Origin of the sequence: Streptomyces cavernicola (genome assembly GCF_029968035.1) — a bacterium.
Lineage (GTDB): Bacteria > Actinomycetota > Actinomycetes > Streptomycetales > Streptomycetaceae > Streptomyces > Streptomyces cavernicola.
This window is the reverse complement of record NZ_JASCIQ010000017.1, coordinates 71,513-94,342: the sequence shown is the minus strand read 5'-3', so window position 1 is coordinate 94,342 and position 22,830 is coordinate 71,513. Positions and strand designations below refer to the sequence as shown.

Here is a 22,830-nt window from a genome sequence, read left to right as displayed (position 1 = left end):
AACAGGTGTTCGCCAACTCACGAACACATCGTTCTGATCTGGGAGAACAGTGCCGTGAAGCCGCTCCAGCACCCCCGTGCCGAAGACATCAACATCTATGCGGTGCTCCACGCGCTGGCCGAACCGGCCCGGATGCAGATCGTGCGGACTCTCGTAGAGGCCGGTGGCAAGCCGTGCGGGACCTTCGGCATCAACCTGAGCAAGTCGACCCTGTCCGCGCACTTCAAGGTGCTGCGCGAGGCCGGGATCATCCGCCAGGAGACCGCCCCGGGCAACTCCCGCGTCAACACCCTGCGCCGCGAGGAACTCGACACCCGCTTCCCCGGCCTGCTCGACTCCGTCCTCAACGGGGTCGAGCAGACCGAGCCCGCCCTCCCGTCCGCCTGAGCCCGCGCGGCGCAGGCTGCTCGCCCGAGCCCGCGCGGCGCGGGCAGCCCGCGGTCAGCTGCGTTGTGCCAGGGCGAAGAGGTGGGTGCGGGCGGAGACCGCGTCGGTGGGTGGGGTGTGGTGGGCGGAGGTGAGGGAGTGGACGGTGAAGCCCGCCGCTTGGACGAGGGCGGTGAGGGAGTCGGCGGTGCAGGGCGACGGGACGTACGAGAAGTCGAAGAAGGGGACGGGGGCGTCGCCGTCGGATTCGAGGTGCTGGACGCCTGCGAAGGAGAGGAGGCCGCCGGGGCGGAGCAGGTCGCGGGTCTTCCGTAGTCCTGTGAGGACGCGTTCGGGCTCGCCGAGGAGGCTGAAGTGTGTGGTGGCGGCGTCGAACTCCCCGAGTTCCGCGGCCTGTTGGGGGGACAGGGCGAACAGGTCGCGTTGGCGGAAGGTGGCGCCGGGGACCTGGCGGGCGGCGAGGTCGACCATGACGCCGGAGACGTCGATGCCGGTGACGTCCAGGCCGGCCGCGGTGAGCTGCTCCGCCGTGGGCCTGCCGGTGCCGGAGCCGACGTCCAGGACGCGGGCGCCGGGCGCGAGACGGGCGATGAGCGCGGCGCAGGCGTCGAGTTGACCCTGGTTGTGGGCGAAAGCGTGGTCGTAGCGCTCGCCGATGCGGTCGAAGACGGCTTCGGGGCTGATGTCGTGCGGAGGGAGGGGTGCGGGAGCGGGCGCGGCCATGGGGTTGCGTCTCCTCGGGGTGGGGCGGCGGATTCCGGTCGCGGGCTGAGGGTCGCCGGGGTTGCTGGGGGTCAGAGTTCCACCGGGAGGGCCTTCGGGAGGCGCTTGATCATGCCCCAGCTCCAGATCAACTCCCGTGCGGGGCAGGCCATTACGAGTTTCGGCAGCCGGGTCAGCAGGGTCTCCAGGCCGATGTGGGCATGCAGGCGGCTGAGGCTGGTGGCCGGGCAGTAGTGGCGGCCGCCGCCGAAGGTCAGGTGGGGGTTGGCGGCGCGGTCGAGGTCCAGGCGCTCGGCGTCGGGGAAGACGGCGGGGTCGTGGTTGGCGCCCTCGACACAGACCAGTACGAGGGAACCGGCTGCCACCAGGGTGTCGCCGAGCTGCACGTCGGCGGTCGCCAGGCGGGGCAGGGCGTCACCGATCGAGAGGTTGCGGCGGTACAGCTCCTCGATGGCCTGCGGCATGAGTGCGGGCGTCTCGCGAAGCCGCGCCGTCGCCTCCGGGTCACGCGCCAGGAGCATGATGGCGTGGCCCAGGAAGGCGGCGAGGCTCTCGTAGCCGGCGACCATCAAATTGCAGCCCACATCGCAGAGTTGAGCCTCCGTCAGGCCGTCCTGCGGACGGTCCTCGCGCAGCGCCGCAAGGCGGGGCAGCAGCCCGGCGGCCGTGCGGTCCGGGCGCAGCGCCGTGGCCATGACGGCGCGCAGCTCGTCCCAGTTGCGGGCCGCTTCATCGGGGGTGTATGCGCTGGTGCCCATCGCTACGTCGGAGCATCTGGCGAGCCGCGCGTCGTCGGCGTCGGACAGGCCGAGGATCTCCACCATCAACCGGGTGGAGAGCGGGGATGCGTAGTCGCTCCAGAGGTCGGCCGGGCTGCCCTCCGCCACGGCCTTGTCGAGGAGTTCGCCCGCGGTCGTCTGCAGGAAGCGTGTCAGCTGGTCGTTTCCGCGTGGGGAGAGGGACTTCATCACCTCGCTGCGCAGCCCGGCGCTGGTGATGTTCGCCATGTTGCTGACCGCGTCCGGCGGGAACGCGCGCGCGTACTGCTGCGGTACGCCGTCGTCGGCCGTCGCGTGCAGGCTGAAGCGGGTGTCCGTGAGGACCTGGTCGCACAGTTCATGGCTGGTGACCAGCCACGCCTCGTCCCCGGCCAGGGTGACGACCCGGGCCACCGGCCGGTTCGTCCGCAGCCAGTCGCATTCGGCGGGGACTTCGTCGCCGCGCTGGGAGAACGGGAAGCGCAGCGGAAGTTCATCGACCGTCATCGGAGAGGGTTCCCTTCATTGAGCAGGACATGGCCTTGGTTGTCCGCGGCGCGCAGCACGCTGCGGCCGGTGTAGATCAGGTCGGCGAACTCGACGGGTGCGTGGTAACTGACAATGGAGGAGGGCACGTTGAGGATGCTCGGGGTGTCGACGAAGAACGGCAGCTCGGCGATGAGGTACTCCATGGCCAGAGCGGTGTCGAGACCGTCAGCCGCGTCCTCCCCCACGTCGCCGGCGGCTGCCCTCAGCGCGCGGCGGGTCATGCCGAAGCAGACGCGGTACAGCTCCTCGTCCTCGGCGAGCGCCTTCTCCGCCCTGGCCCGAAGTTCCTTGTACGCAGGGGAGTTCGCCAGCTCGGACAGAAGCCGGGTGCGCTGCCCGTCGACCGGTACGCCGCTGCGCTCCCAGGCCCGGCGAATCCTGCGCCGGACGCCGGAGACTTCCTTGCGGGCCTTGCGGGCCGCCTCCTCCTCCGTATATCCGAGTGCGCGGTAGGTGAAGACCAGCCCGTTGTCCGGGCACACCACGTCCAGGCTCCGGAAGGCCGCGTGGCCCCAGCGCATCAGGCGCGCGAGGTTGGCGATGCTGAAGTAGCTGTTGCCGGGGCTGACTCCGATGAGCAGGTGGTCGGCGAGGTCGAGTACGCGCTTGCAGTTGGGGGTCAGGGGGACTGCCGTGAATGCGGGCAGGACGGACGGGTGCGGGGGCGGCAGAGCCATGCAGGAGTTCCACGTGGTGAGAGCGCGGGGACGCGCGCCTGGGGACGGGAGGGGGAAGGCGGGAGCAGTCAGGGAAGCGGCTGTTCAGACGGTCGTTTCCGTGAGCGCCGGGTCCGGGTCCAGGTCCGGGTCCGGGTCCGGGCTCATGTTCTTGAGGCCGTGGGCCGTCTCCAGCACGAGGCCTTCGAGGAGCTCCGCGAAATCCATGTTCTCGATGGGTGCGAAGAGGGCCGTTTCGATCTGCTGTCGTACGGATGCCAGGGCGGGGTTGTGCACTCCGCTGTCCTCAAGGATCCGCAGCGCCCTGCGGGCCGCGTCCATGAAGCGGAAGGGTCCGTACGCCGGCGGCTGATGCGGCAGGCCGATCGCGCTGCTGAGGAGGAAGGCGGCGAGTACGGCGATGTCCTCAGCCGATTCGGGCGGCAGGGCCTTGTCCCAGGCGCTCATAGCTGATGACCTCGTTTCTGTTCCGGCGGGGCGGGGAGGCGGGTTCCTGCGCCGGATGTCCGATCGGCACGACGAAGTGGGCTTCGATGTGCGAGGGGAGTTCCAGGAGCCGGCTGATCGCGGAACCGCGGAAGCTGCTCACCGGGCAGGCGCCCAGGCCCTGCGCGTGAGCGGCGAGGAGCAGGTTCTCCACGGCCATCGCCAGGCAGAGCAGGCTGTGTCCGCCGCCGGGGTCCTCCGTGCACCGCTGCCGGTCGACGCAGGCGACGACGATGGCCGCGGGATCGCCGATGATTCCCGGGGCGAAGGCTCTGACCCGCCGTACGTTGGTCCTTTCCCGGACTGCTACGAAGGCCCACGCCTGGCGGTTGGCGGCGGTCGGCGCGGCGACCGCCGCGTCGAGCATCCGGTCCAACAGGGCGTCGTCCACAGGGGCGTCGGTGTAGTGGCGGACCGCGCTGCGTGTGCGCAGCACTTCGAGGACGGCGTCGGTCGTCGTGTCGGCCGTCGAAGGTAATTGATCACTCAGCACACCAAGATCGTAACTCTGGGTGATCAGCACTGCCGTGCGTGACACGCTCAGGTGTTTCAACGTCGAACGCGCACGCGTGAGCGGAGGATTCAGCCGCGGCCGAGGCGGTACACGTGGTAGGTCATGTTGGCCCGCGCGGCAGTGCCGTCCCGGAGTGGATCGTGCGCAGATGCGTGGCGTCCTTGAAGGCGACGGCCAGCGAGTCACGGGCGATCAGGTCGGTGGTCTTGACGGCGATCAGGCAACTCAGCCCGGCGCGGGACCGGATGATGCCGTCGAGGATCTCGGGCACCGGCGGCGACGTGCGGAGCAGGTCGAGGCCTTCGGCGGTGACGGCCGGGCCCCACGGCGGCTCGACCAGGTAGATGTCGCGCGGCCCACGGGGCGGGAGTTCGCGGAGCAGGTCGCGGTAGTCCCCCCGGCGGAGTTCCACCGCGGCGCCGATGACGTCGAAGTTGTGACGGGTCGCCCGGTGCACGTCCGGGTCGAGCTCGGCGGCGAACACGGGGCGTCCGAGGCGCACGCCGATGTGGAAGCCGAAGTTCCCGGACCCGCAGAAGAGGTCCGCGACCATGGCGTCCGCCGCCGGTGGCAGCGCGTCCTGAAGTTCGGCGAGCGCGTCGGCGACAGCCGCGCAACTGTCGTCCGTACAGCACTCGATGAGCGTACGGCCGAGGATCGTGAGGCCCTCGGCTTCCATGTCCGGCGCGGAGATCCCGTACAGGGAAAGGCCTTCGGCCCGGCCGAAGACGAGGCGGGCGGCGGCGCACACCTGCGCACCGGTCAGCTTGCGATTGCGGGAGGGGCCGAGCAGCTCGTCGCGAAGGTCGAGGGCGCTGCGGTGAGCGGCCGGCGGGTGAGGGTCGGGAGAGCGGGTCATGGGGATCGGCTCCTGCCGCCGTTGCGGGCTGCCCATGGGCTGTCGACGGGCTGTCAACGGGCTGCCACTTCGCTACGGAGTGTAGCGATGGCGGGGAGCCGCACCCGGCCACTCGCAGCCGCTCCGGTGCGGCGTTTCCGGACCGGCCGACGAGCCCGAACTGCGCCGGCACCGTGCCGAGATGACGTACGACGGCGACCGGGCCGTCAGGGCTCGTAGGGGCCGCCCCGGAAGTACAGGCTCCTGTGCACTCGGGGGCGGTCACCGCGGCCGAACGCGGCGTCGGAGCGGTCGGCGGGCGCCGTCCGTGCGGCCAGCTCCCGCAGGGTCTGCAGGCCGGCCAGCACCTCCGAGCGATGGTCCGACCTCTTCATCCACGCCGGCAGCCGGCCGAACATCGCCCTCGTCGGCCGTACACCACCACGCTCTCGCAGAAGCGCCGCGACATAGGCGGACAGCGCATCGACGTGCTCCTCGTTGAACGCCCACAGGATCCGGCCTGCGCAACGGGTCTGCAGCCACAGAGGCCTCTGGAAGAACGGCTCCTCGCTACCACCCAGCACCGCACCGACCAGACCGGCTCCCCGCACCTCGGGGTTCCAGTCGGCGACGGCACCGCACCCTCCACAAGCCAGGCGACGCGGGAGGAACAGGAGCTCTCCGTAGTACCTGAGATCGGGAGTGCCCGGCCGGGGAATCACGAGTGCGCGGCCTCCGCATCGCGGACAGACCACGAGTATCCGACCCGCGAACCGACTCAGCGGAACCCCTGGGTCATGATGACGAGCGGAATCGGTACGCGGCTCGGAATCCATGCCGGACACCCTCTCAAGTGCGCGAGACGGCCTAGGGGGCGTCTCCCCGATCTTTGCGGGTGCGGAGCCGGAGGAGGAACCGTCGGCTGCCGCTGGTGCCCGCGTCCCCGCCGCTCCGCTGGCCACGGCGGCCAGGGCGGCGATGCCGGCGGTGATCAGCTCGCGCGCAACGGCCGCGCCCCCTGGCCCTGCGTCACTTGAATTCCAGCTCCGTGCCCTTGGGCACGATCTGTATGTCCAGGTCGATCTTGATGCTCGAGCCGACCACGGCGATGTTCCGGGCCAGCATGGTCTGCCAGTTGATGGTGTAGTCCTCGCGGTGGAGTTCGGTGGTGGCGCGTACGGCGCCGCGGGTCTCGCCCTCCATGCCGACCCGCAGGCCGTTGTACTCCGCGTCGAGGGTCACCGTACGGGTGACTCCGTGCAGGGTGAGGCCGCCGGTGATGGCCCAGTGGTGGCCGCCGCGGTGCACGAAGCGGTCGCTGTAGAACTCAAGGGTCGGGAACCGCTCCACGTCGAGGAAGTCCGCGGAGCGCAGGTGGGTGTCGCGCATCCGGACCTTGGTGTCGATGGAGGCCGCGTCGATGACGACGTGCATCGCCGACCTCTCCATGGTGTCGCCGATCCGGATGGCGCCGGCGAAGTTGCCGAAGCTGCCGTACACGCGGCCGAGGCCGATGTGCCGGGCGCTGAAGCCGATCCGCGTGTGAGCCGCCTCGATCTCCCATTCGCCCGGTTCGGGCAGCGGCAGCGTGGGCGCGGCGTGCAGGGTGATGTCGCCGAGGGGGACGAGGGTCCCGCCCTGCCTCACGGAGGCGTCTCCCCGGTACGGGGTGAAGCCGTTGCTGGAGATCGCCATGCGGTATTCGCCGAGGGGGACGAGCACGACGACCCAACCGAACGGATCCGTCTCGCCCTTGACGACCTTGCGGCCCCGGCTGTCGCTCAGCGTGTACTGCGCCTCCCGCACGGGCTCGCCGAAGGGGTCGAGGACGCGGAAGGTGAGAAGACCCGCGTTCGGTGGCAGGGGGAAGCCGGAGAGCGGGTCCTTCCCCTGGTTCACTCCGGTCTGTCGGCCCAACAAGCGGCTGATCACTGTCTGGTACCCCTGTGCAATCGATCCTGCGAGAACAAGCGCGCACCGCCATCACCAACGGCGCTAGTTAGTACAGCATTTGACCATCGTGGGCCGTCAGCGCCAAAACACGACCGCGGCACCGGCCGGGCTCGGCCGGCGCGACGGTCATTCCTCGGAGCTCGACGGTCATTCCTCGCAGGAGGAGTACTTGTTCAGGTCTTGCGGGTCGGGTCGGAATCGGTTCTCCCAGGTGCCGGGGTAGGCATCGACCAGTGCGGGCAGTTGGGCCTTGACATCGCGGGCCCACTCCTCGGTGAGATAGGTGCGCAGAGCGTTCCGGAGTTTCTTGCAGTCGCCTTGCCAGCCCTCCTGCAGCCCGATGCCGTACCTGTTGAAACTCCCGTACGACACGTCGGGGACGACCTTGAGCGGCGCCTTGCTGTTCTTGTGCTGCTCGACATATCCGTAGAGCAGCGCCTCATCGGTGAACACGGCATCGACATCACCCTGCTGGACCTTGCGCACGCAGGTCGAGTAGTCGGTCTCCATGTGCAGAGTCGTCTTGGGGGGCAGGGCGACGTTCTCCGACGTCGAGCCCTCGACGGTGCAGAGGCTCTTGCCCGCCACGTCCTTCGTGCCCTTGATGCCCTGGTAGTCCTCGGCGACGAGGAAGCCCTGCCGGGTGACGAAGTAGGGGCCCACGAAGTCGACCGTCTCGTCCCGCTCCGGGGTGATGGAGTAGGTGGCGATGACCAGCTCCGACTCTCCCTCGATGAGGGTCCGCTCCCGCTTGGCGGACACCACGTCGTGGAACTTCGATTTGAAGCCGATCTGTTCGCCGAGGTAGGCGGCCAGGTCGACCTCGAAGCCGCGGTCGGTGTGCTCGCTGTGGAGGGCGAATCCCGGTTGGTCGATCTTGCCGCCGATGTGGACGGTGCCGTCGAGCCTGGTTCTGTCGCCCGGTTCACCGCAGGCCGTGACGGTGAGCAGCAGCGCGACCGCCACGGCCCGTGCGGAGCGGTGCGTCGAGGGGCGGCGGAAGCGCGGGCGGCGCGGAGAGTACGTGATCGCTGTCAATGGGCGCTCCTAATCGTCGAGTTGCGCCGAGGCGACCGACAGGTCCAGTTCGCAGCCCTGCTCGGCGCGGAGCCGGATGGTCAACCGGACATCGGTCAGCCCCTGACCCAGGTCGAAGGTGAATCCCGTGTCCGCGGCGCCGGTCTGTTCCTGAGGCTTGCCGGAGCCCGCGTCGAGCGTCACGGTCAGTTCGCTGCTCGGTACGCACACCGGAGCCGCGGGGTCGTGCTCGGTGACGGCGAACGTGATGCTGAGCCGTGGTCTCGGTTCGTCGGCGCGCACTCGGGCGTTGACACGGTCGCCGTTCTTCAAGGGGCCCTCGGGAGCGAGGGTGACGCGGTGTTTCACGTCGACGGCACGGCTGTCCAGGTATGCCCACGCGCCCAAGGCGGGCAGCCCCACGATCAGTACGGCGAGCGGAATGACGACGAGGACGAACGGCGGCCACAGCGGCCGGTTTCCGTCCGCGTCCGAGCGCCGGATGAGCGGCAGCATGGCGGCGGCGAAGGCCAGCAGGGCTCCGGCGGTCACGCCGACGGTCGTGGCGTCCCCGCCGAGCGCCAGCCAGATGGCGCTCGCGCCCAGGACGGTCACGAGATCAGCCAGGAGCAGGAGGACGAGCAACCGGTCGTCGGTGAGCGCGTCACGAATCCGCGAGGCCGCACGCCGGAGCCAGGCAGAACTCCGTTGCGCCCGGTCGCCCCCGAGGGCGCTGCGGATGCGCGCGGCGGCACGCCTGAACCACCCCGCCGGACGTCGCGGATCGGTCTCGCCCAGCGGATCGGTGTCGCCCATCGGACCTGCCCCCCGTGTGCTGCCTACTCCCTGTCCCTGCTCCCTGGTCACGCGTGGTCTGTGTGGCGCAGGGCACACATCATGCGCCACACCAGAAGAATACGGGCGGGTCCGCCGACACAACAGGGCGTGTTCCAGGGACAGTTGAGGCAGGAGCGTACGCGCGCAAGGCGGGCACAGTGCGGGGCCGGCGGGCGCCGGGGCCTCGGCGTACGGGCGCTTCTCACGGTACGTGCACGGGGTCGGGCCACAGTCGGCCGCGGGGGCGACGGGCGCCGGCGAGGGGGTTTCGCGTGGCAATCCGGGTTCTCACAGAGTGAGAACGGGGTGTGCGCGGGAGGTGCCGGTGCGGCACGGTCGTGGTCTCGTGCGGGGCCGGGGCGGCGTCTGCGGTGGCGTGGCTCGCTGCGCACGGGAGGCGGTGATGCCGTGTGGGCAGGTCGAGGGAGGCTTCGTGGCGACAACGATCCCGGAGGGGGCGGGCCGGTCCGACGGGTCGTCGGGGGGCTCGTTCCAGCGTGGGCTCAATGTGCTGATCACCGTGGCCGAGTCGGGTGAGGCCCGGGTCGAGAAGATCGCTGCCGATGTCGGCATCCCGGTGAGCACCGTCTACCGGTATCTGCGCACCCTGCGCGAGCTGGAGTTGGTGGAGGAGCGCGCGGGCGTCTACGCCCCCGGCTGGCGGCTCCTTGAGATATCCGGCCAGCACCTCACCCACACCCGCCTCGTCGAGCTGGGCCACGGGATGCTCCAGGAGTTGACGGACACGACCGGCGAGACGGCCGTGCTGACGGTGCGGGTCGGCACCCAGGCCATGTGCCTGCGGCAGACGCAGTCGGCCCACCCGATCCGGATGGCGTTCCGCATCAACCAGCTGCTGCCGCTGTACGCGGGTGCGGGGCAGCGGGTGTTGCTGGCCCATGCGCCGCGTACCGTCATCGACCACGTACTGCAGCAGCCGCTGCGCAGCATCACCGACCGCACTCCGGGACGGGACCGGTTGGCGAGCGAGATCGAGCAGATCCGGCGGCAGGGATTCCTGGTCACCCGGGGCGAGTTGAGCGAGGGCGCGGTGGCGGTGGCGGTGCCCGTCGTGGCGGGGGGCGAGGTGTTGTGCGCGCTGACCGTGGCCGGGCCGGAGAACCGGTGCGGATCCGCCTGGCGCCGGAATGCCCGCAGCCGGCTGCAGGCGGCCGGGCTGCAGCTCGGCGAGATCCTGGAGCACCGGGCCGCGCCGCTGCCCAGCGGTTGAGCGACGGCCGCGCCGCTGCCCAGCGGTTGAGCAGCGGCCTTGCCCGCCGCTGGACCGGCCCTCGTGCCAGGGCTCACGCTCACGCCGGAGTGATGCGTACCGGCAGGTGCTTCCAGCCGCGGAGCGTGTTGTGCAGGAACGGCACCGGTTCGGCCGTGAGCTCCACCGTGCGGACCCGGCGGGCCAGTTCGGTGAACAGCACGTCCATCTCCAGCCGGGAGATCGGCTGCCCCACGCACTGGTGGATGCCGATGCCGAACGCCAGGTGGCCGGAGGCGTCCCGCTCGATCCGGTACGCGTCCGCGTCGTCGCCGAAACGGCGCCGGTCGCGGTTGGCCGCCCCCATGAACAGCGCGATCTTCGTGTCCTCGGCGAGGCGCACACCGTCGATCGTCGTCTCGCACGCCGTGGTGCGGAAGAACGACTGGAACGGGGACTCGAAGCGCAGCGCCTCGTCGATCGCGAACCGGGCCGACGAGGGGCTCTCATGCAGCGCCGCCCACTCTGCGGGGTTGGTGACCAGGCACTTCATGGTGTTGCCGATGGCCAGGACGGTCGTGTCCAGGCCCGCCGAGAGCAGTGCGCGCACCAGCCGGGTGGCCTCGTCCGGGGTGACCACGCCCTGGTCCGCGTACTCCCAGATCTTGGCGCCGAGGCCGTCCGAAGTCAGGTTCTCGCGGGCGCAGTTGCTCATCACCCACTCCACGGTCCCCTCGCCGGCGGCGAAGTACGCGTCGTAGCGGGCGTCCTCGGGGCCGAACGCGGAGAAGTTCATGGCGCCGTGGGGCAGCAGGTTCTCGGCGCGCCCGTCGCGGGGGATGCCGACCGCGTTGCCGAACACCTCGATCGGGAACAGCTCGGCCAGTTCGGTGACCGCGTCGAACTCGCGCTGCTCCAGGAGCCGGTCCACGAGGTGCACCGCGTACTCCTGGAACGCGGCGCGCAGCACCCGTACGTTGCGCGGAGAGATCACCCCGGCCATCGCGGTGCGCAGCGGGGTGTGCAGGGGCGGGTCGGAGTCGAGGATGCCCGCGGGGCGCCACGGCGGCTGCTGGTGGTAGTTGCGCGGCCCGACCCCGGCGCCGGAGATGAACGTCTCGTGGTCGGCGAGGATCTGCCGGCACTGCTCGAACCGGGTGAAGGCGTGGACCCCGTACTTCTCCAGCCACACCGCGGGTCCGGCGTCGCGCATGCGGGCGAACAGCGGATAGGGATCGGTCAGGTTGGCGTCGTCGTACGGGTCGTCCGGGACGGACGTGGCTGACGCGGCTGACGTGGCTGACGCGGCTGACGTGGCTGACGTGGCGGCAACCATGTCGTCGGCGGTGTCGGGCATCGGGCTCCCTTCGGGTCGGTACGGGTGGGGACGTGCGGAACCGTAGGCGCGCGGCGGCGTCCGGGACACGGCCGTTATCACCTGCTGAGAACGGCCGTTGCCGCACCCCGGGCGACGTCAGCACGATGCGGGTGATCCGGGGACCGGAAACGCGCCCCGTGAACGCCGAGTTCGTAGAAGTCGTAGACATCGCAGAAGTTGCAGAAGTCGGCGAAGCCGGAGACGTCGGAGACATCGGAGACGGAGGAGCCCATGTCGGCGCAGCAGTTCGTGACCGTCACGGTCGAGGAGGTGACGACGGAGGCGGCGGGTGTCGTCTCCCTCGTCCTGGCGGCGCGCGACGGACGAGCCCTGCCCGGGTGGACGCCGGGGGCCCACATCGACGTGGTGCTCTCGCGTGATCTGATCCGGCAGTACTCCCTGTCGTCGGCCCCGGACGAGGCCCGCTGGCGGATCGCGGTCCTGCGCGAACCCGACGGGCGGGGCGGCTCGGCCCACCTGCACGACCGCGTCCGGGTGGGCGCCAGGCTCCTGGTGAGCACCCCCCGCAACACCTTCCCGCTGGACCTCGACGCGGACCGACACGTCCTGGTCGCCGGGGGCATCGGGATCACGCCCCTGCTGCCGATGGCAGCGGCCCTCGAAGCCGCGGGCAGGCCGTGGACGCTCCTGTATCTGGGGCGTACGGCCGCCTCCATGGCGTTCACCGAGGAGCTGGCGCGGTACGGGGACAAGGTGAGGTTCCACCGCGACGACGAGTCCGGCGTCATCGACGTCACGGCCGAGCTCGACCGGCTCGGAGCGGCGCACGCCCGCGTGTACGCCTGCGGTCCGGCCGGACTGCTCGCCGCCGTCGAGGGCTACGCCGAGTCCCGTCCCGGCAGCCGGCTCGTGGTCGAGCACTTCACCGCCGCCCCCGATGCCCAAGGGGCCCTGGACGACCGGCCGTTCACCGTGGAGACCCGCGACGGCCGCGACATCGCGGTCGGCGCCCGCCAGTCGATCCTCGACGCGCTGTCCGAGGCGGGCGTACGGTCGCTCAGCTCCTGCCGGGAGGGCGTGTGCGGGACCTGCGAGACGGGGGTGCTCGCGGGCGAGCCGGACCACCGCGACCGGGTGCTCGGCGACGAGGAACGCGCCGCGGGCGACACCATGATGATCTGCGTCTCACGGTGCCGGGGCGATCGCCTGGTCCTGGACGTATGACAGCCGCCGACCGCCGACTCACCCACGCCTTCGAGAAGTTGCCCGTGTGACGAAGCACGGACGAAGCACGGAAGAAGCGCAGAAGAAGCGCAACAGAAGCACCGCAGAAACGCCGCAGAAGCACGGAACCAGTGTCAGGAGGAACCCATGACCGAGCCAGTGTCCCTGGGCGAGGCGCCCGTCTCGCTCGACGACCTCGTCGCCGTCGCGCGGGCCGAGCGGAGTGTCGTCGTGGGCGAGGCGGCCGTCGAGGCCATGCGCGCGAGCGAGCAGTGGGTTGGCTCGATCATCGAGGACATGCGGGCCGGTAAACCCGTGGAGCCCATCTACAGCGTCAACACCGGCTTCGGCTCGCTGGCCGGCCGACAGGCGTTCGGCACCGCCGAGGACGCCGCCGAGCTGTCCCGCAGGCTGATCGTCTCCAACGCCAGCGGCGTGGGCCGCTACCTGGACCAGGAGGTCGTACGCGCCGCCATGCTGATCCGGGCGGCGAGCCTGACGCGCGGATACTCGGCCGTACGGCCCGAGTTGCCGGGGACTCTCGCGCGCATGCTCGCCGCCGGCGTGCACCCGGCGGTCCCGGAGTACGGCTCGCTCGGCGCCAGCGGCGACCTCATCCCGCTGGCCCACCTGGCGATCGTGCTGTCCCGCCCGGCGGGCGAGGACGCCGAGATCGACAGCGGCGAGGCGTTCTGGGACGGCGAACTCATGAGCGGCGTCGCCGCCATGAAGCACGCCGGGATCGAGCGGATCACCCTGCGCGCCAAGGAGGGCCTCGCCCTCACCAACGGCACGTCGTTCTCCACCGCGCAGGTCGCCCTCGCCGTCGCCGACGCGGAGAACCTGCTCGCCACCGCCGAGATCACCGCCGCGATGTCCATCGAGGCGCTGATGGGCTTCGGGGACGCGTTCCTCCCGCAGATCCACGAGGCCCGCGGCCATCGGGGGCAGATCGAATCCGCCGCCCGCATCCGGCAGTTGCTCGGCGACAGCGGGCTGATCGACGGCGACGTGGACCGCGACCCGACCCGCAGGCCGCCCCAGGACGCGTACTCGCTGCGCTGCACACCGCAGGTGCTCGGACCGGTCCGCGACACCCTGCGCTTTGTGCACGGCATCGTCGAGACCGAGATCAACGCGGCCACCGACAACCCCCTGGTCTTCCCGGACCTGCCGGCCGGCCGCTCCCTGAAGGCGGTCTCCGGCGGCAACTTCCACGCCGAGTACCTCGCGTTCGCCGCGGACTTCCTCTCCATCGCCGTCACCGAGATCGGCAGCATCGCGGAGCGCCGGCTGTTCCGCCTCGACGACGGCTCGCTCAACCGGGGTCTGCCGGACATGCTCGTCGCGAGCGAGAAGGTCGGCATGGACTGCGGGTACATGCTGCCGCAGTACCTGGCCGCGGCCCTGGTGTCGGACTGCAAGACGCTGGCCCACCCCGACAGCGTCGACTCGATCCCGACCTGCGCGAACCAGGAGGACCACGTCTCGATGGCGAACAACGCCGGCCGGCACGCCCGGCAGGTCGTCGCCAACATCGAGGCCGTCGTCGGCATCGAGCTGCTGATGGCCGCGCAGGCCCTGGAGCTGCGTCTCGCCGAGCAGGACGCCGACCCCTCGGTGCTGTCCTCCGCGAGCCGGGCGGTCCTCGACATGCTGCGTACGACCCGCTCCGCGGACGGCCGGGCCGTCGACCACCTCACCCAGGACGTCGTCATGTACCCCAGGGTCCGCGCGGCCATCGACCTCGTGCACCGCGGCACGGTCGTCGGGGCGGTGCGAGCCGTGCATCCGCCGCAGCCGGCGTGACCTGGCGGCCAGGTGACTCGCAGCCCCTCGCTCGTTCAGCGCGCCATCGTCGCCAGGACGTCCTGGCCCAGCCGCTGGAGTACGTCCGTGGCGAGCCGGTGGCGTACGAGTTTGCCGTCTCGGGTGGAGGTCACCAGGCCCGCGTGGCGCAGCGTGCGGAGGGCCCGGGAGACCTGGGGTTCGGTGGAGCCGAGGCGGGCGGCGAGTTCCGATGTGGTGATGGGTTCGCCGAGGAGGTGGCGGCAGAGTTCCATACGGGCGGGCGAGGTCAGGGCCATCAGCCGTCGGTGCAGGTCCTTCAGGGTGAGTTGGTCGCCCAGCGCGGTGTCGCGGGACGCGTATTGGACGACCACGCAGGACCCGTGCTCGCTCTTGACCGTCAGGTGCGGCCGGACCCGGGCGGAGGGGACCAGGACGAGGGGGCGTGGGGCCACCTTCACTTCGTCGATCTGCAGCTTGTCGAGGCGTACCCGTTCACCGGGGCCGACGCGGGACGCCGTCGGGAGGAGTTCGGTGAGAACGTCCGCGGGTGAGCGGGTCGCGAGGCGGCGACGGACCGTACGGGAGTGGTTCTCCAGGGTCGGCCGCAGGGTGCGCCAGTCCTCGGCGAAGAAGGCGGCGTCGGCGGCGCGCAGGACCGCGAGCAGCCGGCCCCTCAAGTCCCTCGGCGCCGCGATCAGTTGCCGCGCCAGTTCGCCGCGGGCGTAGGAGCGGCGCAGGCAGCGGCGTACGTAGTCGTCCGATGCGGTGGCGCCGGGGCGGAGTTCGCGGGCCGGGGGGACGGACTGTGCGGTGGTGCCGAGGACGCCGGGGGCCACCAGGTCGAGGAACGCGTCGGTCGGCAGCGCCTCGACCGCCGCGAGTTCCTCGTCCAGGTTCGCCGCGAGCGGCAGCGTACGGGGGAAGAAGAGGCGGCAGCGGAAGCGGGCCCACAGCGGGGCGAACACGGACAGTTCGTCGTGCAGTGCGGGGCCGCCCGCCTCGGCGGCTCGGGCTGTCCAGGCGGCGGCCTCCGGGTGGTGCTCGGGTTCGGCGAGCACGTGCAGGCTCGCCATCAGTTCCGACAGCGCGGAGGGCCCGGCCACCAGGTCGGTGGGGCCGAGCCCGCCGAGGTCGAGGACGATGCTCACGCGGTCAGCGTACGGGGGCGCTCAGCGCACCGGTGCGCCCGGACCGAGCGGGATGCCAAGCAGGTATCAGGCGAAGAACAGCAGCACCCAGACCGCCAGCATGATCAGCGCGACGGGCAGGGTGAAGGAGATCAGGGTGCCGATGCCGGCCTTGCGGCGCAGGGTCTGGAGGTAGCCGACGCAGAGGATGAACGAGGTACTCATCGGGGTGATCGAGTTCGTGCAGGAGTCGGCGATGCGGTAGATCGCCATGGTGGTGGCCGGGTTGGTGCCGAGCAGCATCAGCAAGAGGCTGACGGTGAGGGCCGGTTCGCCCCTCCTCGACAAGCGTCCCCACCGACTCCGCCTGTGAAGAGCCACCACAATGGCGAGATGCGATCACCCGAGCTCACCGAGGACGCATACGAGCGAACGGTCGACAGTCTGCGTGGCAAACGCCTTGCTGAAGTGACCTACTACCCGCTGAGCTGCGGGGACGACGGCACAGAGGTCGAGGAGTGGGACTTCGGGACGTGGCACCAGCCCACGATGGGCGTCGGTCTGCTCACCGAGGACGGCACTCGGTACTCAGCAGTGTGGGGTGACAGTTTCGACCACTACGGCCTGGAGCTGTTCCGAGAGCCGGTGTCCAGCCGGTTGACCATGATCGGACAGCCCGGAGGGACACCGGCCGTGGTGGTGACGGACCATCCTTGTTGGTCCGGGCTCGTCGGAGTTCCGCTCGTGGGTGCGGGCGTTCTCTGGTCCGAAGGTGACGCCGGACTCCGGCTTCCGGTCGCTGTCGAGCTTCGTACGCCCGCCGCCACCGCGTGGCTCGTCGCGGGCAGCCCGGCCCGGTGGCCGTCGGACGGACGTTTCCGCCTGGGCACGGACGACGTGCTGGCCGTCTTCGAGCGTGCCTGGCGAGACCCGGGAGCCGCACTGCGCGCATGCGTCGAGGTGCCGAGACCAGCGAACCTTGTTTCGCTGGACTCAGTGACCCTTCACAGAGCAAGGACCGATTATGGGATCCGACGAGACACGGGAACGCCTGCAGCAGATGCGTGAGAAGGCCCGCGAACTCGAACAGGCCGCGGAGCGCACCTCCGACCCACAAGAACGGCAGCGTCTCCAGGAGAAGTCCCGCAAGCTGCAGTCCCGTTCCGAACAGGAGAGCGCCATGCAGGCCGGCGACATCTACCCCGAGGAGTAGGCCCCTTCGCGCCGAGGACCGCCCTGGGTAGGAGCGGCATGCCAGACTCGAGCGGTGATCGACATAGATGAGTTCACGCGTGACTGTCGGCCGTCGATCCGGGGTCTCGTGGAGCACCTCGGCGGCGAGGAAGCAGCGGTCGCGTTCGACGCCGACCCGCGCAGCGCGGTCGGCGTCCTGGACGACTACGTGCTGAGGCTGCCGCTCGCCGAGTTCGAGACGGAGGACTGGGTCGGCCTGCACACCGACCTGACCGCGTTCGTCACCGTGGTGCTGCTGGAGACGTACGGCGGTACCTGCCGGATACGACCGGACGACGCTCTGCCTTCGGGCGGGGAACTGGTCATCGATGTCGTCGGCCCAGGCCCGGACGCCGAACCGCGCACGATCTCACCGATCTCCCTCGTGTACGAGTACCTGGTGCCCGTCCCCCAGCGGATCCCGCGGTTGCTGGAGGCCGTTGAGCGAGCGGCGGGTCCCGCCGTCCGCTGAAGCCTGCCCTCCCGGCGCGCCCGCGCGCTGTCGGGGCCGGCAGTCCCGTTCGGTCGGCGGCGGTCAGCGTCTGTGACGCCATACGTCCAGGAGATCCCAGTAGTACGGCGAACCCTCGTCCACGGCGTCGTAGGCGCGCAGCACCTCGTCGCCGCGCGGGTCGTCGCGCAGGGCCAGCCGGACCGCTGCCGTGATCCGTACGCCCTCGTCCTCGTCGGTGAGGCATGCGGCGAGGGCGTCCGCGGGACCGGGCGAGTCCGCGGGGGCGTGGCCGAGCGCTGTGCAGGCGGTCTCGCGCACCATGGCGTACGTGTCCCGGGTGCATGCCGTGACCGCGGCCACCGCCTCGGGGTGGCCCTTCGCGACCTGTCCGTGCAGGCCGGAGACCGCCCGTTGCCGGACCTCCGGGTCGGGGTGCCGGGTGAGCACGGGCAGGTGCTGCTCGGCCCGGGGGTCGAAGGCAGCGGTGAGCCCGGCGGTCAGGGCGCGCATCACCCGTACGTTCTCCTCCTGCTCCGCCCAGGGCAGGAGCCGGTCGACGATCGGCTCGTCGAAGGACTCGTCCTCGCTCTCGTCGAAGAGGACGATCTGGTGGAGCAGCGAGGCGCCGAAGTACCGCGCCAGCGAGTCCGGATGGTGCCGCAGAGCGGCGGCCGCCTCCCGGACGGGCCGGTCGTGACGCTGCTGGAGCGCGGACGTCGTCGCCCACCACACCTCGTGGTCGACGTCCGGTTCGGACAGTGCACGGGACATCAACGCGTCGAAGGACGGAGCGATCCCGTACTTGGGTTCCAGCATCGTGAGGATCGCGGTGTGCGCGGTTCGGACCGTCAGTTCACCGATCGACAGTTCCTCGCAGGTCGTATCCGACTCGCTCCGGACGACCCTGCGCCTGACCGGTCCCGATGCCCCGCTCCGGCGGCGCAGCTCGGCCACGGCGTCGGTCTCGTGCCAGTACCGGGCCAGCGCCAACGCATCGCGCCCCTCCGCGTCCTCGTGCCACAGCCGCGCCCCACGGCCGATGAGCACCGTCACGATGTCGTACGCGCCCCGGTCGACGGCGCGCAGCAGAGGCGTGCGGCCGTCCGGGCCGCGGCGATCCAGCCGGGCCCCGTTCGCCAGTTCCTCGACGACCGCCAACGCGAAGGCGTCCACTGCGAGACACAGCACGGGCGTACCGGTCCCGTCGACGGCGTCGGGATCAACTCCCGCCGCCAGCAGCCCTCGTACCGCCTCGGCGTCCCCGCTCCGCACCGCCGCCAGGAATCGCCCTGCAGCCACGACTCCCTGCTCCCCTCCCCCGCTCCTCATCGCAGAGTGCCTCCGCCCTCCACTCGGGGCGTCTCTCGTGGTCGGCGCTGCCACCACCAGGCGGCGTGGTCCGTCGCCCCGCTCACCGGGGCCCCCGGAACCGTCAGGCCGGTGAACTCCGCGTCCAGGACGGCCAGTCGGGCATCGAGGTCGAGACGGACCGGGGCGGGGAGGCCGAGCTCGGACAGGTCGTCGCGGGCCTCGAGGTCGTCCGCGTAGAGGTCCCGGCGGTACGTCCCGTCCGGAGGCCACCCCTCGGCCATGCGGCGCACGAGCCGTTCCCAGTGGAGCAGGGCTGCACGGGCCCGGTTCTCCGGGGCGTCGCCCGGGAGCGTGCCGTCAGGGTCGGCGCACGCCCGGAAAGCGTCCGTCGCCGGTGTCGCCAGCGGTACGGCGCGCAGCTTCTCCGGCAGCGGCTCCACGACGGCCCCGCCCAGCCCCGGAACCGGCGCCTCCGCCATCGTCACCCGCCACGGCTCGTGCTCGTCGTCCGGCTCCACCACCCGTACCCGGATCACGTCACCCGCCGGCGTCGCCGCCGCGTAGTCGTACTCACCGACCGGATACAGCACCGTGCGACCGGCGAGACGCGCGAGACGGCCCGCCGCCTCCGCCTCGTCCGGCGGCGACGCCATCCACTCCTGCACGTACACCTGCAGGAGCAGCCGCACGTCACCCACGACCTGTCGGTACTCGCACAGCACCGTCGCTGTCCAGTTCCGCTCGGCGCCCTCGTCCGCCGCATCCGCGAGGTCGATGTCGTCGGGCGTCACACCCCAGACACCGGCAAGCAGCCGAGCCAGTTCACCCACGCCCGGCGAACCGACGATCAGCAGCAGACAGCCCATCAGCAAGTCCCGTCCTGTGCCGTCCCGTTGTGCCCCGTCCCGTTGTGTCCCGTCATACCAGGCTCGCCCGGTACCCGACCCCGCCGGCCCCTGTGTGCCCGGTGGTTATCGTGTACGTCTGCGCACAGTGGGCCGCCGGCTCGCGAGGGGGCGTGTAGGTGCCCGTGCGACCGCGAACAGACGGTCGTGCGGGCCGAGTTGATCGGGAGCGATGTCCGGCCGGGACCGGTCGAAGACGGGGGAGACAGCATGGTGCAGCCGCTCACAGCCGATGATCCGCGTGAGGTCTCCGGCTATGTGTTGAGGGGACGTCTCGGCGCGGGCGGGATGGGCGTGGTGTACCTCTCCTACACGCGCGGTGGCCAGCCGGTCGCGCTCAAGGTCGTGCGGCGTGAGTACGCCGAGGACGCGGAGTTCCGGCGCCGGTTCGGCCGTGAGGTGGAGGCGGCACGGCGGGTGCAGGGCGCGTACACGACGCCGGTGCTCGACAGTGACGCGCAGGGTGAGCAGCCGTGGCTGGCCAGTGCCTATGTGCCGGGCCCGTCCCTGGCGGACGCGGTGCGTACGCACGGCGCGCTGCCGACCGGGACCGTGCTCTCCCTCGTCGCGGGCATCGCCGAGGCGCTCCAGTCGATCACGCCGAGGGCGTCGTACACCGCGACCTGAAGCCGACGAATGTGCTGCTCGCCTCCGACGGGCCGCGCGTCATCGACTTCGGCATCGCCCGCGCCACCGACGCGACCGCGCTCACGGGTACGGACGTACGGCTCGGCACGCCCGCGTACATGTCGCCGGAGCAGATCACGGGGAGTCCGGCCGGGCCGGAGATCGACGTGTTCGCGCTGGGGATGGTCGCGCACTTCGCCGCGACCGGCGGGCACCCGTTCGGCGAGGGCCAGGGGCACGCCATCCTGTACCGGATCGTCTCCCTCGAACCCGAACTGGCCGACTGCCCACCGCAGTTGCGGGAACTGATCACGGCCTGCCTGGCCAAGGACCCGGCGCAGCGGCCCTCGCCCGCGGAGGTCATCGAGCTGTGCCGGCGCGGTGGCGACGGCGCCGACTTCGAGCGCGGGCAGGGCTGGTGGCTGCCGGACGGCGTCGCCGCGGAGGTGACGCGCGTCGAGAACACCGTGCCGCCGGCGCCCGTGGGTCAAGCCCCTGTCCAGCAGAGCTCCCCCGCCCCCTCCCCCGCCCCTCCGGCCGCGGCACCCGCGGCGGGGTACGTGCCGACCGAGCCCTCGGTGCCGCCCACCGCGGCGCCGTCCTCGGCTCTCTCCGCAGGACAGTCGACGGCTCCTGCGCGGCGGGAGGGCCGGAGCCCGGGTCTGGTGATCGTGGGCGCCGCGCTGGCCGCCCTGGTGTTCGGCGCGGGTGGCGCCTATCTCGTCAACCTGCTGTCCGAGGAGGAGTCACCGTCGAGCGCCGGTTCCGGCTCGGGCTCGGGCTCTGGCTCCGGCTCCGGCTCCGGCTCCGGCTCTGCGAGCAACGGATCGCGGGGCGACGGGAGTTGGCAGCTCGCGAAGAAGGACGAGCGGCTCATCCTCCGGGCCCCGTCCGGCAACCCCGACCCGTTCTCTGACTGTTCGGGTGCTCCGTCGACCTTCGTGGACCTGGACAAGCTGTCCGTCGTCACCGGCAGCAACCACTACAGCTACGAGGGCGACGACAAGAGCATGGAGTACCTGTACTGCGGTGACGACGGCACCGTGGGCGACAGCGGCATCAAACTGCTCGACGGCAAGGGCGTCATGGGCAGCGTGGACCGGCGTGACGTGTCGGCGGCCGAGTGCCGGAACGCGGCCCGCGAAGCCGACCTCGACAACCCCATCACGACGCGGCAGATCCAGAACGACTCGGTCCTCAAGGCCGGCATGGGCTTGTGCGTCGAGACGGAGCAGAAGAACGTCGCGCTGCTCTGGATCGACCGGGTCGACAAGCAGCCCCGGAACAACAACCTGCGGACGTACGTGACGACGGCCTCCCTGTGGAAGCCCAAGTAGGCGTCCCACCGCCGGCTCTGCGCGGGCTCGCATCGTCAGGGTGGCGCCGGCCCCCACGACCCGGGAAAGCTGCCCGGTAACGCCTACGGGTCGGGGGGCGGGTCCGGCGCGGGTCAGCTCTCGCTGAAGCCCGACCGCTCACGGAACCGGCCGACGGGGCCCGGGTCGGTGAAGCGGCCCTCGTCCAGGACGACCCGGCCGCCGCTGACCACGGTGCTCGGCCAGCCGGTGAGGTCGAGGCCGCCGAAGGGTGAGAAGTCCGAGCCCTGGTGCAGGGCGGCGCCGTCCACGCGGCGGGTCTCCGTCGGGTCGAAGAGGACGAGGTCGGCGTCGTAGCCCACGGCGATCACGCCCTTGGTGCGCAGGCCGTTGATGCGGGCCGGTGCGGTGGCGAAGAGTTCGACGAAGCGCTCCACGCCGAGGCCGCCGCGGGTGACGACCGCCGTGTACGCGGCCGGCATCCGGGTCTCCACGCCGGGCAGGCCGTGCGGCATGCGGCGCATGTCGTGGCAGCGCTCGCGCTTCTGGGCGAGGTCGTAGCAGGAGTGGTCGGAGGCGATCGTGTGGACGTTGCCGAGCGCGACCTCGGCGCCCAGTCCCCGTACGGTCGCTTCCGGGCGCATCGGCGGGCAGCAGGCGAACTGCTCGGGCGAGTCGGAGTCGTACACGGACTCGTCGAGCAGCAGGTAGTGGGGGCAGGTCTCCGAGAAGACGCGCAGGCCGCGGGCGCGGGCCTCCGCGGCGGCCCGGACGGCGGCCGGGGTGGTCTGGTGCACGAGGTACACCGGCGCGCCGGTGTGCTCCGCGACGGCGATCATCTCGCGTACCGACGCGTCCTCGGAGAGCTCCGGCCGGGACCGGGGCAGGTGGCCGATGGCGAGGAGGCCCTCGTTGGCGCAGGTCTCGGTCTGGTCGACGACGATCGCGTCGTGCTCGCAGTGCAGGTAGGTGAGTCCGTCGAGGCGCACCATCTCCTTCATCACGCGCAGGATCGTGTCCTCGTCGGCCATCGTGGTGCCGCGGTTGGTGGTGTAGAGCTTCACCGACCGCACGCCGATCTCGGCCATCTCGTCGAGCTGCGCCGGGACCGTGGCGTCCCAGGCGAGGACGGAGCCGTGCAGGGCGACGTCGCAGCGGGCGCCCTCGATCAGGTCGAGCTTGTTGCGCAGCGCCGCGATCGGGGTCTCGCCGCGGTCGGCGGGGATGCCGAAGTCGATGATGGTGGTCGTCCCGCCGTGCAGGGCCGCGGTGGTGGCGGTGCGGAACGTGTCGAGGGACTTGTAGTCGCCGGTGATCTGCTCGACGTGGCAGTGCGCGTCCACGCCGCCGGGTATCACCAGCTTCCCGCCGGCGTCGATCGTCCTTGCCGCCGAAGGGAGTTGGTCGACGTCCTGGGCGAGCAGGGTGGTGATCCGGCCGTCGGTGATGCCGATGTGGCCGTGCACGCGGCCGTCGGCGTTGACGATCTCCGCGTTCGTGATGAGCAGGTCCAGGTCCAGGGTCATGCGGTTCTCCAGGGGCAGGGCGGGGTCG

Annotated in this window: 24 protein-coding genes; 8 read left to right on the top strand and 16 right to left on the bottom strand. The window is 71.1% G+C overall.

Annotated elements, in window-relative coordinates:
• The first annotated feature begins 54 nt into the window (after positions 1 to 54).
• A complete protein-coding gene (locus QIS96_RS17655; RefSeq protein WP_282543578.1) occupies positions 55 to 387 on the top strand; it encodes an ArsR/SmtB family transcription factor in 333 nt (110 codons plus the stop codon).
• A gap of 54 nt (positions 388 to 441) precedes the next feature.
• Here the strand turns inward: QIS96_RS17655 and QIS96_RS17650 are convergent, their stop codons facing one another.
• The 10 genes from QIS96_RS17650 to QIS96_RS17605 all read right to left on the bottom strand — a co-directional run bounded on the left by QIS96_RS17650 (position 442) and on the right by QIS96_RS17605 (position 8,718).
• Positions 442 to 1,110 (bottom strand): class I SAM-dependent DNA methyltransferase, encoded by a 669-nt coding sequence (locus QIS96_RS17650; protein ID WP_282543577.1) that lies wholly within the window; start codon positions 1,108 to 1,110, stop codon positions 442 to 444.
• Positions 1,111 to 1,181: 71 nt separating this feature from the next.
• Entirely contained in the window at positions 1,182 to 2,375 is a 1,194-nt protein-coding gene (locus QIS96_RS17645; RefSeq protein ID WP_282543576.1) for a cytochrome P450, read from the bottom strand.
• A complete protein-coding gene (locus QIS96_RS17640; protein WP_282543575.1) occupies positions 2,372 to 3,094 on the bottom strand; it encodes a tRNA-dependent cyclodipeptide synthase in 723 nt (240 codons plus the stop codon). Before QIS96_RS17640 ends, QIS96_RS17645 begins: the two co-directional genes overlap by 4 nt.
• A gap of 84 nt (positions 3,095 to 3,178) precedes the next feature.
• Positions 3,179 to 3,541: a DUF6092 family protein gene (locus tag QIS96_RS17635; RefSeq protein ID WP_282543574.1), complete on the bottom strand. Its 363-nt coding sequence runs from the start codon at positions 3,539 to 3,541 to the stop codon at positions 3,179 to 3,181.
• Positions 3,501 to 4,118 carry a nitroreductase family protein gene (locus QIS96_RS17630; protein WP_282543573.1) on the bottom strand — a complete coding sequence of 206 codons (618 nt, stop codon included), beginning with the start codon at positions 4,116 to 4,118 and terminating at the stop codon, positions 3,501 to 3,503. The genes QIS96_RS17635 and QIS96_RS17630 overlap by 41 nt, the downstream gene beginning before the upstream one ends.
• Before the next feature lie 76 nt (positions 4,119 to 4,194).
• A complete protein-coding gene (locus tag QIS96_RS17625) occupies positions 4,195 to 4,953 on the bottom strand; it encodes a class I SAM-dependent RNA methyltransferase (RefSeq protein WP_282543572.1) in 759 nt (252 codons plus the stop codon).
• A gap of 206 nt (positions 4,954 to 5,159) precedes the next feature.
• Positions 5,160 to 5,543: a hypothetical protein gene (locus QIS96_RS17620; RefSeq protein ID WP_282543571.1), complete on the bottom strand. Its 384-nt coding sequence runs from the start codon at positions 5,541 to 5,543 to the stop codon at positions 5,160 to 5,162.
• 418 nt (positions 5,544 to 5,961) lie between these two features.
• Positions 5,962 to 6,864, bottom strand: a complete 903-nt coding sequence (locus QIS96_RS17615) for a YceI family protein (RefSeq protein WP_408907205.1) — start codon at positions 6,862 to 6,864, stop codon at positions 5,962 to 5,964.
• 168 nt (positions 6,865 to 7,032) lie between these two features.
• Positions 7,033 to 7,923 carry a transporter substrate-binding domain-containing protein gene (locus QIS96_RS17610; RefSeq protein WP_282543570.1) on the bottom strand — a complete coding sequence of 297 codons (891 nt, stop codon included), beginning with the start codon at positions 7,921 to 7,923 and terminating at the stop codon, positions 7,033 to 7,035.
• Between the two features lie 9 nt (positions 7,924 to 7,932).
• Positions 7,933 to 8,718, bottom strand: coding sequence for a hypothetical protein (locus QIS96_RS17605; protein ID WP_282543569.1), 786 nt, complete (start codon positions 8,716 to 8,718; stop codon positions 7,933 to 7,935).
• 454 nt (positions 8,719 to 9,172) lie between these two features.
• Between QIS96_RS17605 and QIS96_RS17600 the strand changes: the two genes are divergently transcribed.
• Positions 9,173 to 9,970, top strand: coding sequence for an IclR family transcriptional regulator (locus QIS96_RS17600; RefSeq protein ID WP_282543568.1), 798 nt, complete (start codon positions 9,173 to 9,175; stop codon positions 9,968 to 9,970).
• A 79-nt stretch (positions 9,971 to 10,049) separates the two neighbouring features.
• Here the strand turns inward: QIS96_RS17600 and QIS96_RS17595 are convergent, their stop codons facing one another.
• Positions 10,050 to 11,306 carry a cytochrome P450 gene (locus QIS96_RS17595; RefSeq protein WP_282543567.1) on the bottom strand — a complete coding sequence of 419 codons (1,257 nt, stop codon included), beginning with the start codon at positions 11,304 to 11,306 and terminating at the stop codon, positions 10,050 to 10,052.
• Between the two features lie 252 nt (positions 11,307 to 11,558).
• Between QIS96_RS17595 and QIS96_RS17590 the strand changes: the two genes are divergently transcribed.
• Together QIS96_RS17590 and QIS96_RS17585 are read left to right on the top strand one after the other, a co-directional pair.
• Positions 11,559 to 12,512: a PDR/VanB family oxidoreductase gene (locus QIS96_RS17590; protein WP_282543566.1), complete on the top strand. Its 954-nt coding sequence runs from the start codon at positions 11,559 to 11,561 to the stop codon at positions 12,510 to 12,512.
• A 147-nt stretch (positions 12,513 to 12,659) separates the two neighbouring features.
• Positions 12,660 to 14,321 carry an HAL/PAL/TAL family ammonia-lyase gene (locus QIS96_RS17585; protein WP_282543565.1) on the top strand — a complete coding sequence of 554 codons (1,662 nt, stop codon included), beginning with the start codon at positions 12,660 to 12,662 and terminating at the stop codon, positions 14,319 to 14,321.
• A 35-nt stretch (positions 14,322 to 14,356) separates the two neighbouring features.
• Here QIS96_RS17585 and QIS96_RS17580 read toward each other — a convergent pair whose 3' ends face one another.
• The gene (locus QIS96_RS17580; protein ID WP_282543564.1) at positions 14,357 to 15,451 is read right to left on the bottom strand and encodes an ArsR/SmtB family transcription factor; all 1,095 of its coding nucleotides are present in this window, start codon (positions 15,449 to 15,451) and stop codon (positions 14,357 to 14,359) included.
• 66 nt (positions 15,452 to 15,517) lie between these two features.
• Positions 15,518 to 15,733 carry an AbgT family transporter gene (locus QIS96_RS17575; RefSeq protein WP_282543563.1) on the bottom strand — a complete coding sequence of 72 codons (216 nt, stop codon included), beginning with the start codon at positions 15,731 to 15,733 and terminating at the stop codon, positions 15,518 to 15,520.
• A 721-nt stretch (positions 15,734 to 16,454) separates the two neighbouring features.
• On the opposite strand from QIS96_RS17575, the gene QIS96_RS17570 reads away from it, so the two are divergent.
• Both QIS96_RS17570 and QIS96_RS17565 read left to right on the top strand, forming a co-directional pair.
• The gene (locus tag QIS96_RS17570) at positions 16,455 to 16,643 is read left to right on the top strand and encodes a DUF6381 family protein (RefSeq protein ID WP_282543562.1); all 189 of its coding nucleotides are present in this window, start codon (positions 16,455 to 16,457) and stop codon (positions 16,641 to 16,643) included.
• Positions 16,644 to 16,697: 54 nt separating this feature from the next.
• Complete coding sequence (locus tag QIS96_RS17565; protein ID WP_282543561.1) at positions 16,698 to 17,135, top strand: hypothetical protein; 438 nt, start codon at positions 16,698 to 16,700, stop codon at positions 17,133 to 17,135.
• Between the two features lie 63 nt (positions 17,136 to 17,198).
• Here QIS96_RS17565 and QIS96_RS17560 read toward each other — a convergent pair whose 3' ends face one another.
• Positions 17,199 to 18,416, bottom strand: a complete 1,218-nt coding sequence (locus QIS96_RS17560; RefSeq protein ID WP_282543560.1) for a HEAT repeat domain-containing protein — start codon at positions 18,414 to 18,416, stop codon at positions 17,199 to 17,201.
• Positions 18,417 to 18,442: 26 nt separating this feature from the next.
• Entirely contained in the window at positions 18,443 to 19,300 is an 858-nt protein-coding gene (locus QIS96_RS17555) for a hypothetical protein (RefSeq protein WP_282543559.1), read from the bottom strand.
• Between the two features lie 243 nt (positions 19,301 to 19,543).
• Here QIS96_RS17555 and QIS96_RS37715 point away from each other — a divergent pair, with 243 nt between their 5' ends.
• Together QIS96_RS37715 and QIS96_RS17550 are read left to right on the top strand one after the other, a co-directional pair.
• The gene (locus tag QIS96_RS37715) at positions 19,544 to 19,960 is read left to right on the top strand and encodes a protein kinase domain-containing protein (protein ID WP_408907204.1); all 417 of its coding nucleotides are present in this window, start codon (positions 19,544 to 19,546) and stop codon (positions 19,958 to 19,960) included.
• Between the two features lie 11 nt (positions 19,961 to 19,971).
• A complete protein-coding gene (locus QIS96_RS17550) occupies positions 19,972 to 21,297 on the top strand; it encodes a serine/threonine protein kinase (RefSeq protein WP_349017392.1) in 1,326 nt (441 codons plus the stop codon).
• Positions 21,298 to 21,410: 113 nt separating this feature from the next.
• Here QIS96_RS17550 and QIS96_RS17545 read toward each other — a convergent pair whose 3' ends face one another.
• Positions 21,411 to 22,802, bottom strand: coding sequence for a dihydroorotase (locus tag QIS96_RS17545; RefSeq protein ID WP_282543557.1), 1,392 nt, complete (start codon positions 22,800 to 22,802; stop codon positions 21,411 to 21,413).
• Positions 22,803 to 22,830 lie beyond the last annotated feature (28 nt).

Bases quoted from the DNA above. Each gene is read 5' to 3' on its own strand.
- QIS96_RS17650 (WP_282543577.1), bottom strand. From the start codon at position 1,110: ATGGCCGCGCCCGCTCCCGCACCCCTCCCTCCGCACGACATCAGCCCC.
- QIS96_RS17645 (WP_282543576.1), bottom strand. From the start codon at position 2,375: ATGACGGTCGATGAACTTCCGCTGCGCTTCCCGTTCTCCCAGCGCGGC.
- QIS96_RS17640 (WP_282543575.1), bottom strand. From the start codon at position 3,094: ATGGCTCTGCCGCCCCCGCACCCGTCCGTCCTGCCCGCATTCACGGCA.
- QIS96_RS17635 (WP_282543574.1), bottom strand. From the start codon at position 3,541: ATGAGCGCCTGGGACAAGGCCCTGCCGCCCGAATCGGCTGAGGACATC.
- QIS96_RS17625 (WP_282543572.1), bottom strand. From the start codon at position 4,953: ATGACCCGCTCTCCCGACCCTCACCCGCCGGCCGCTCACCGCAGCGCC.
- QIS96_RS17605 (WP_282543569.1), bottom strand. From the start codon at position 8,718: ATGGGCGACACCGATCCGCTGGGCGAGACCGATCCGCGACGTCCGGCG.
- QIS96_RS17595 (WP_282543567.1), bottom strand. From the start codon at position 11,306: ATGCCCGACACCGCCGACGACATGGTTGCCGCCACGTCAGCCACGTCA.
- QIS96_RS17590 (WP_282543566.1), top strand. From the start codon at position 11,559: ATGTCGGCGCAGCAGTTCGTGACCGTCACGGTCGAGGAGGTGACGACG.
- QIS96_RS17585 (WP_282543565.1), top strand. From the start codon at position 12,660: ATGACCGAGCCAGTGTCCCTGGGCGAGGCGCCCGTCTCGCTCGACGAC.
- QIS96_RS17575 (WP_282543563.1), bottom strand. From the start codon at position 15,733: ATGCTGCTCGGCACCAACCCGGCCACCACCATGGCGATCTACCGCATC.
- QIS96_RS17570 (WP_282543562.1), top strand. From the start codon at position 16,455: ATGGGATCCGACGAGACACGGGAACGCCTGCAGCAGATGCGTGAGAAG.
- QIS96_RS37715 (WP_408907204.1), top strand. From the start codon at position 19,544: ATGGTGCAGCCGCTCACAGCCGATGATCCGCGTGAGGTCTCCGGCTAT.
- QIS96_RS17545 (WP_282543557.1), bottom strand. From the start codon at position 22,802: ATGACCCTGGACCTGGACCTGCTCATCACGAACGCGGAGATCGTCAAC.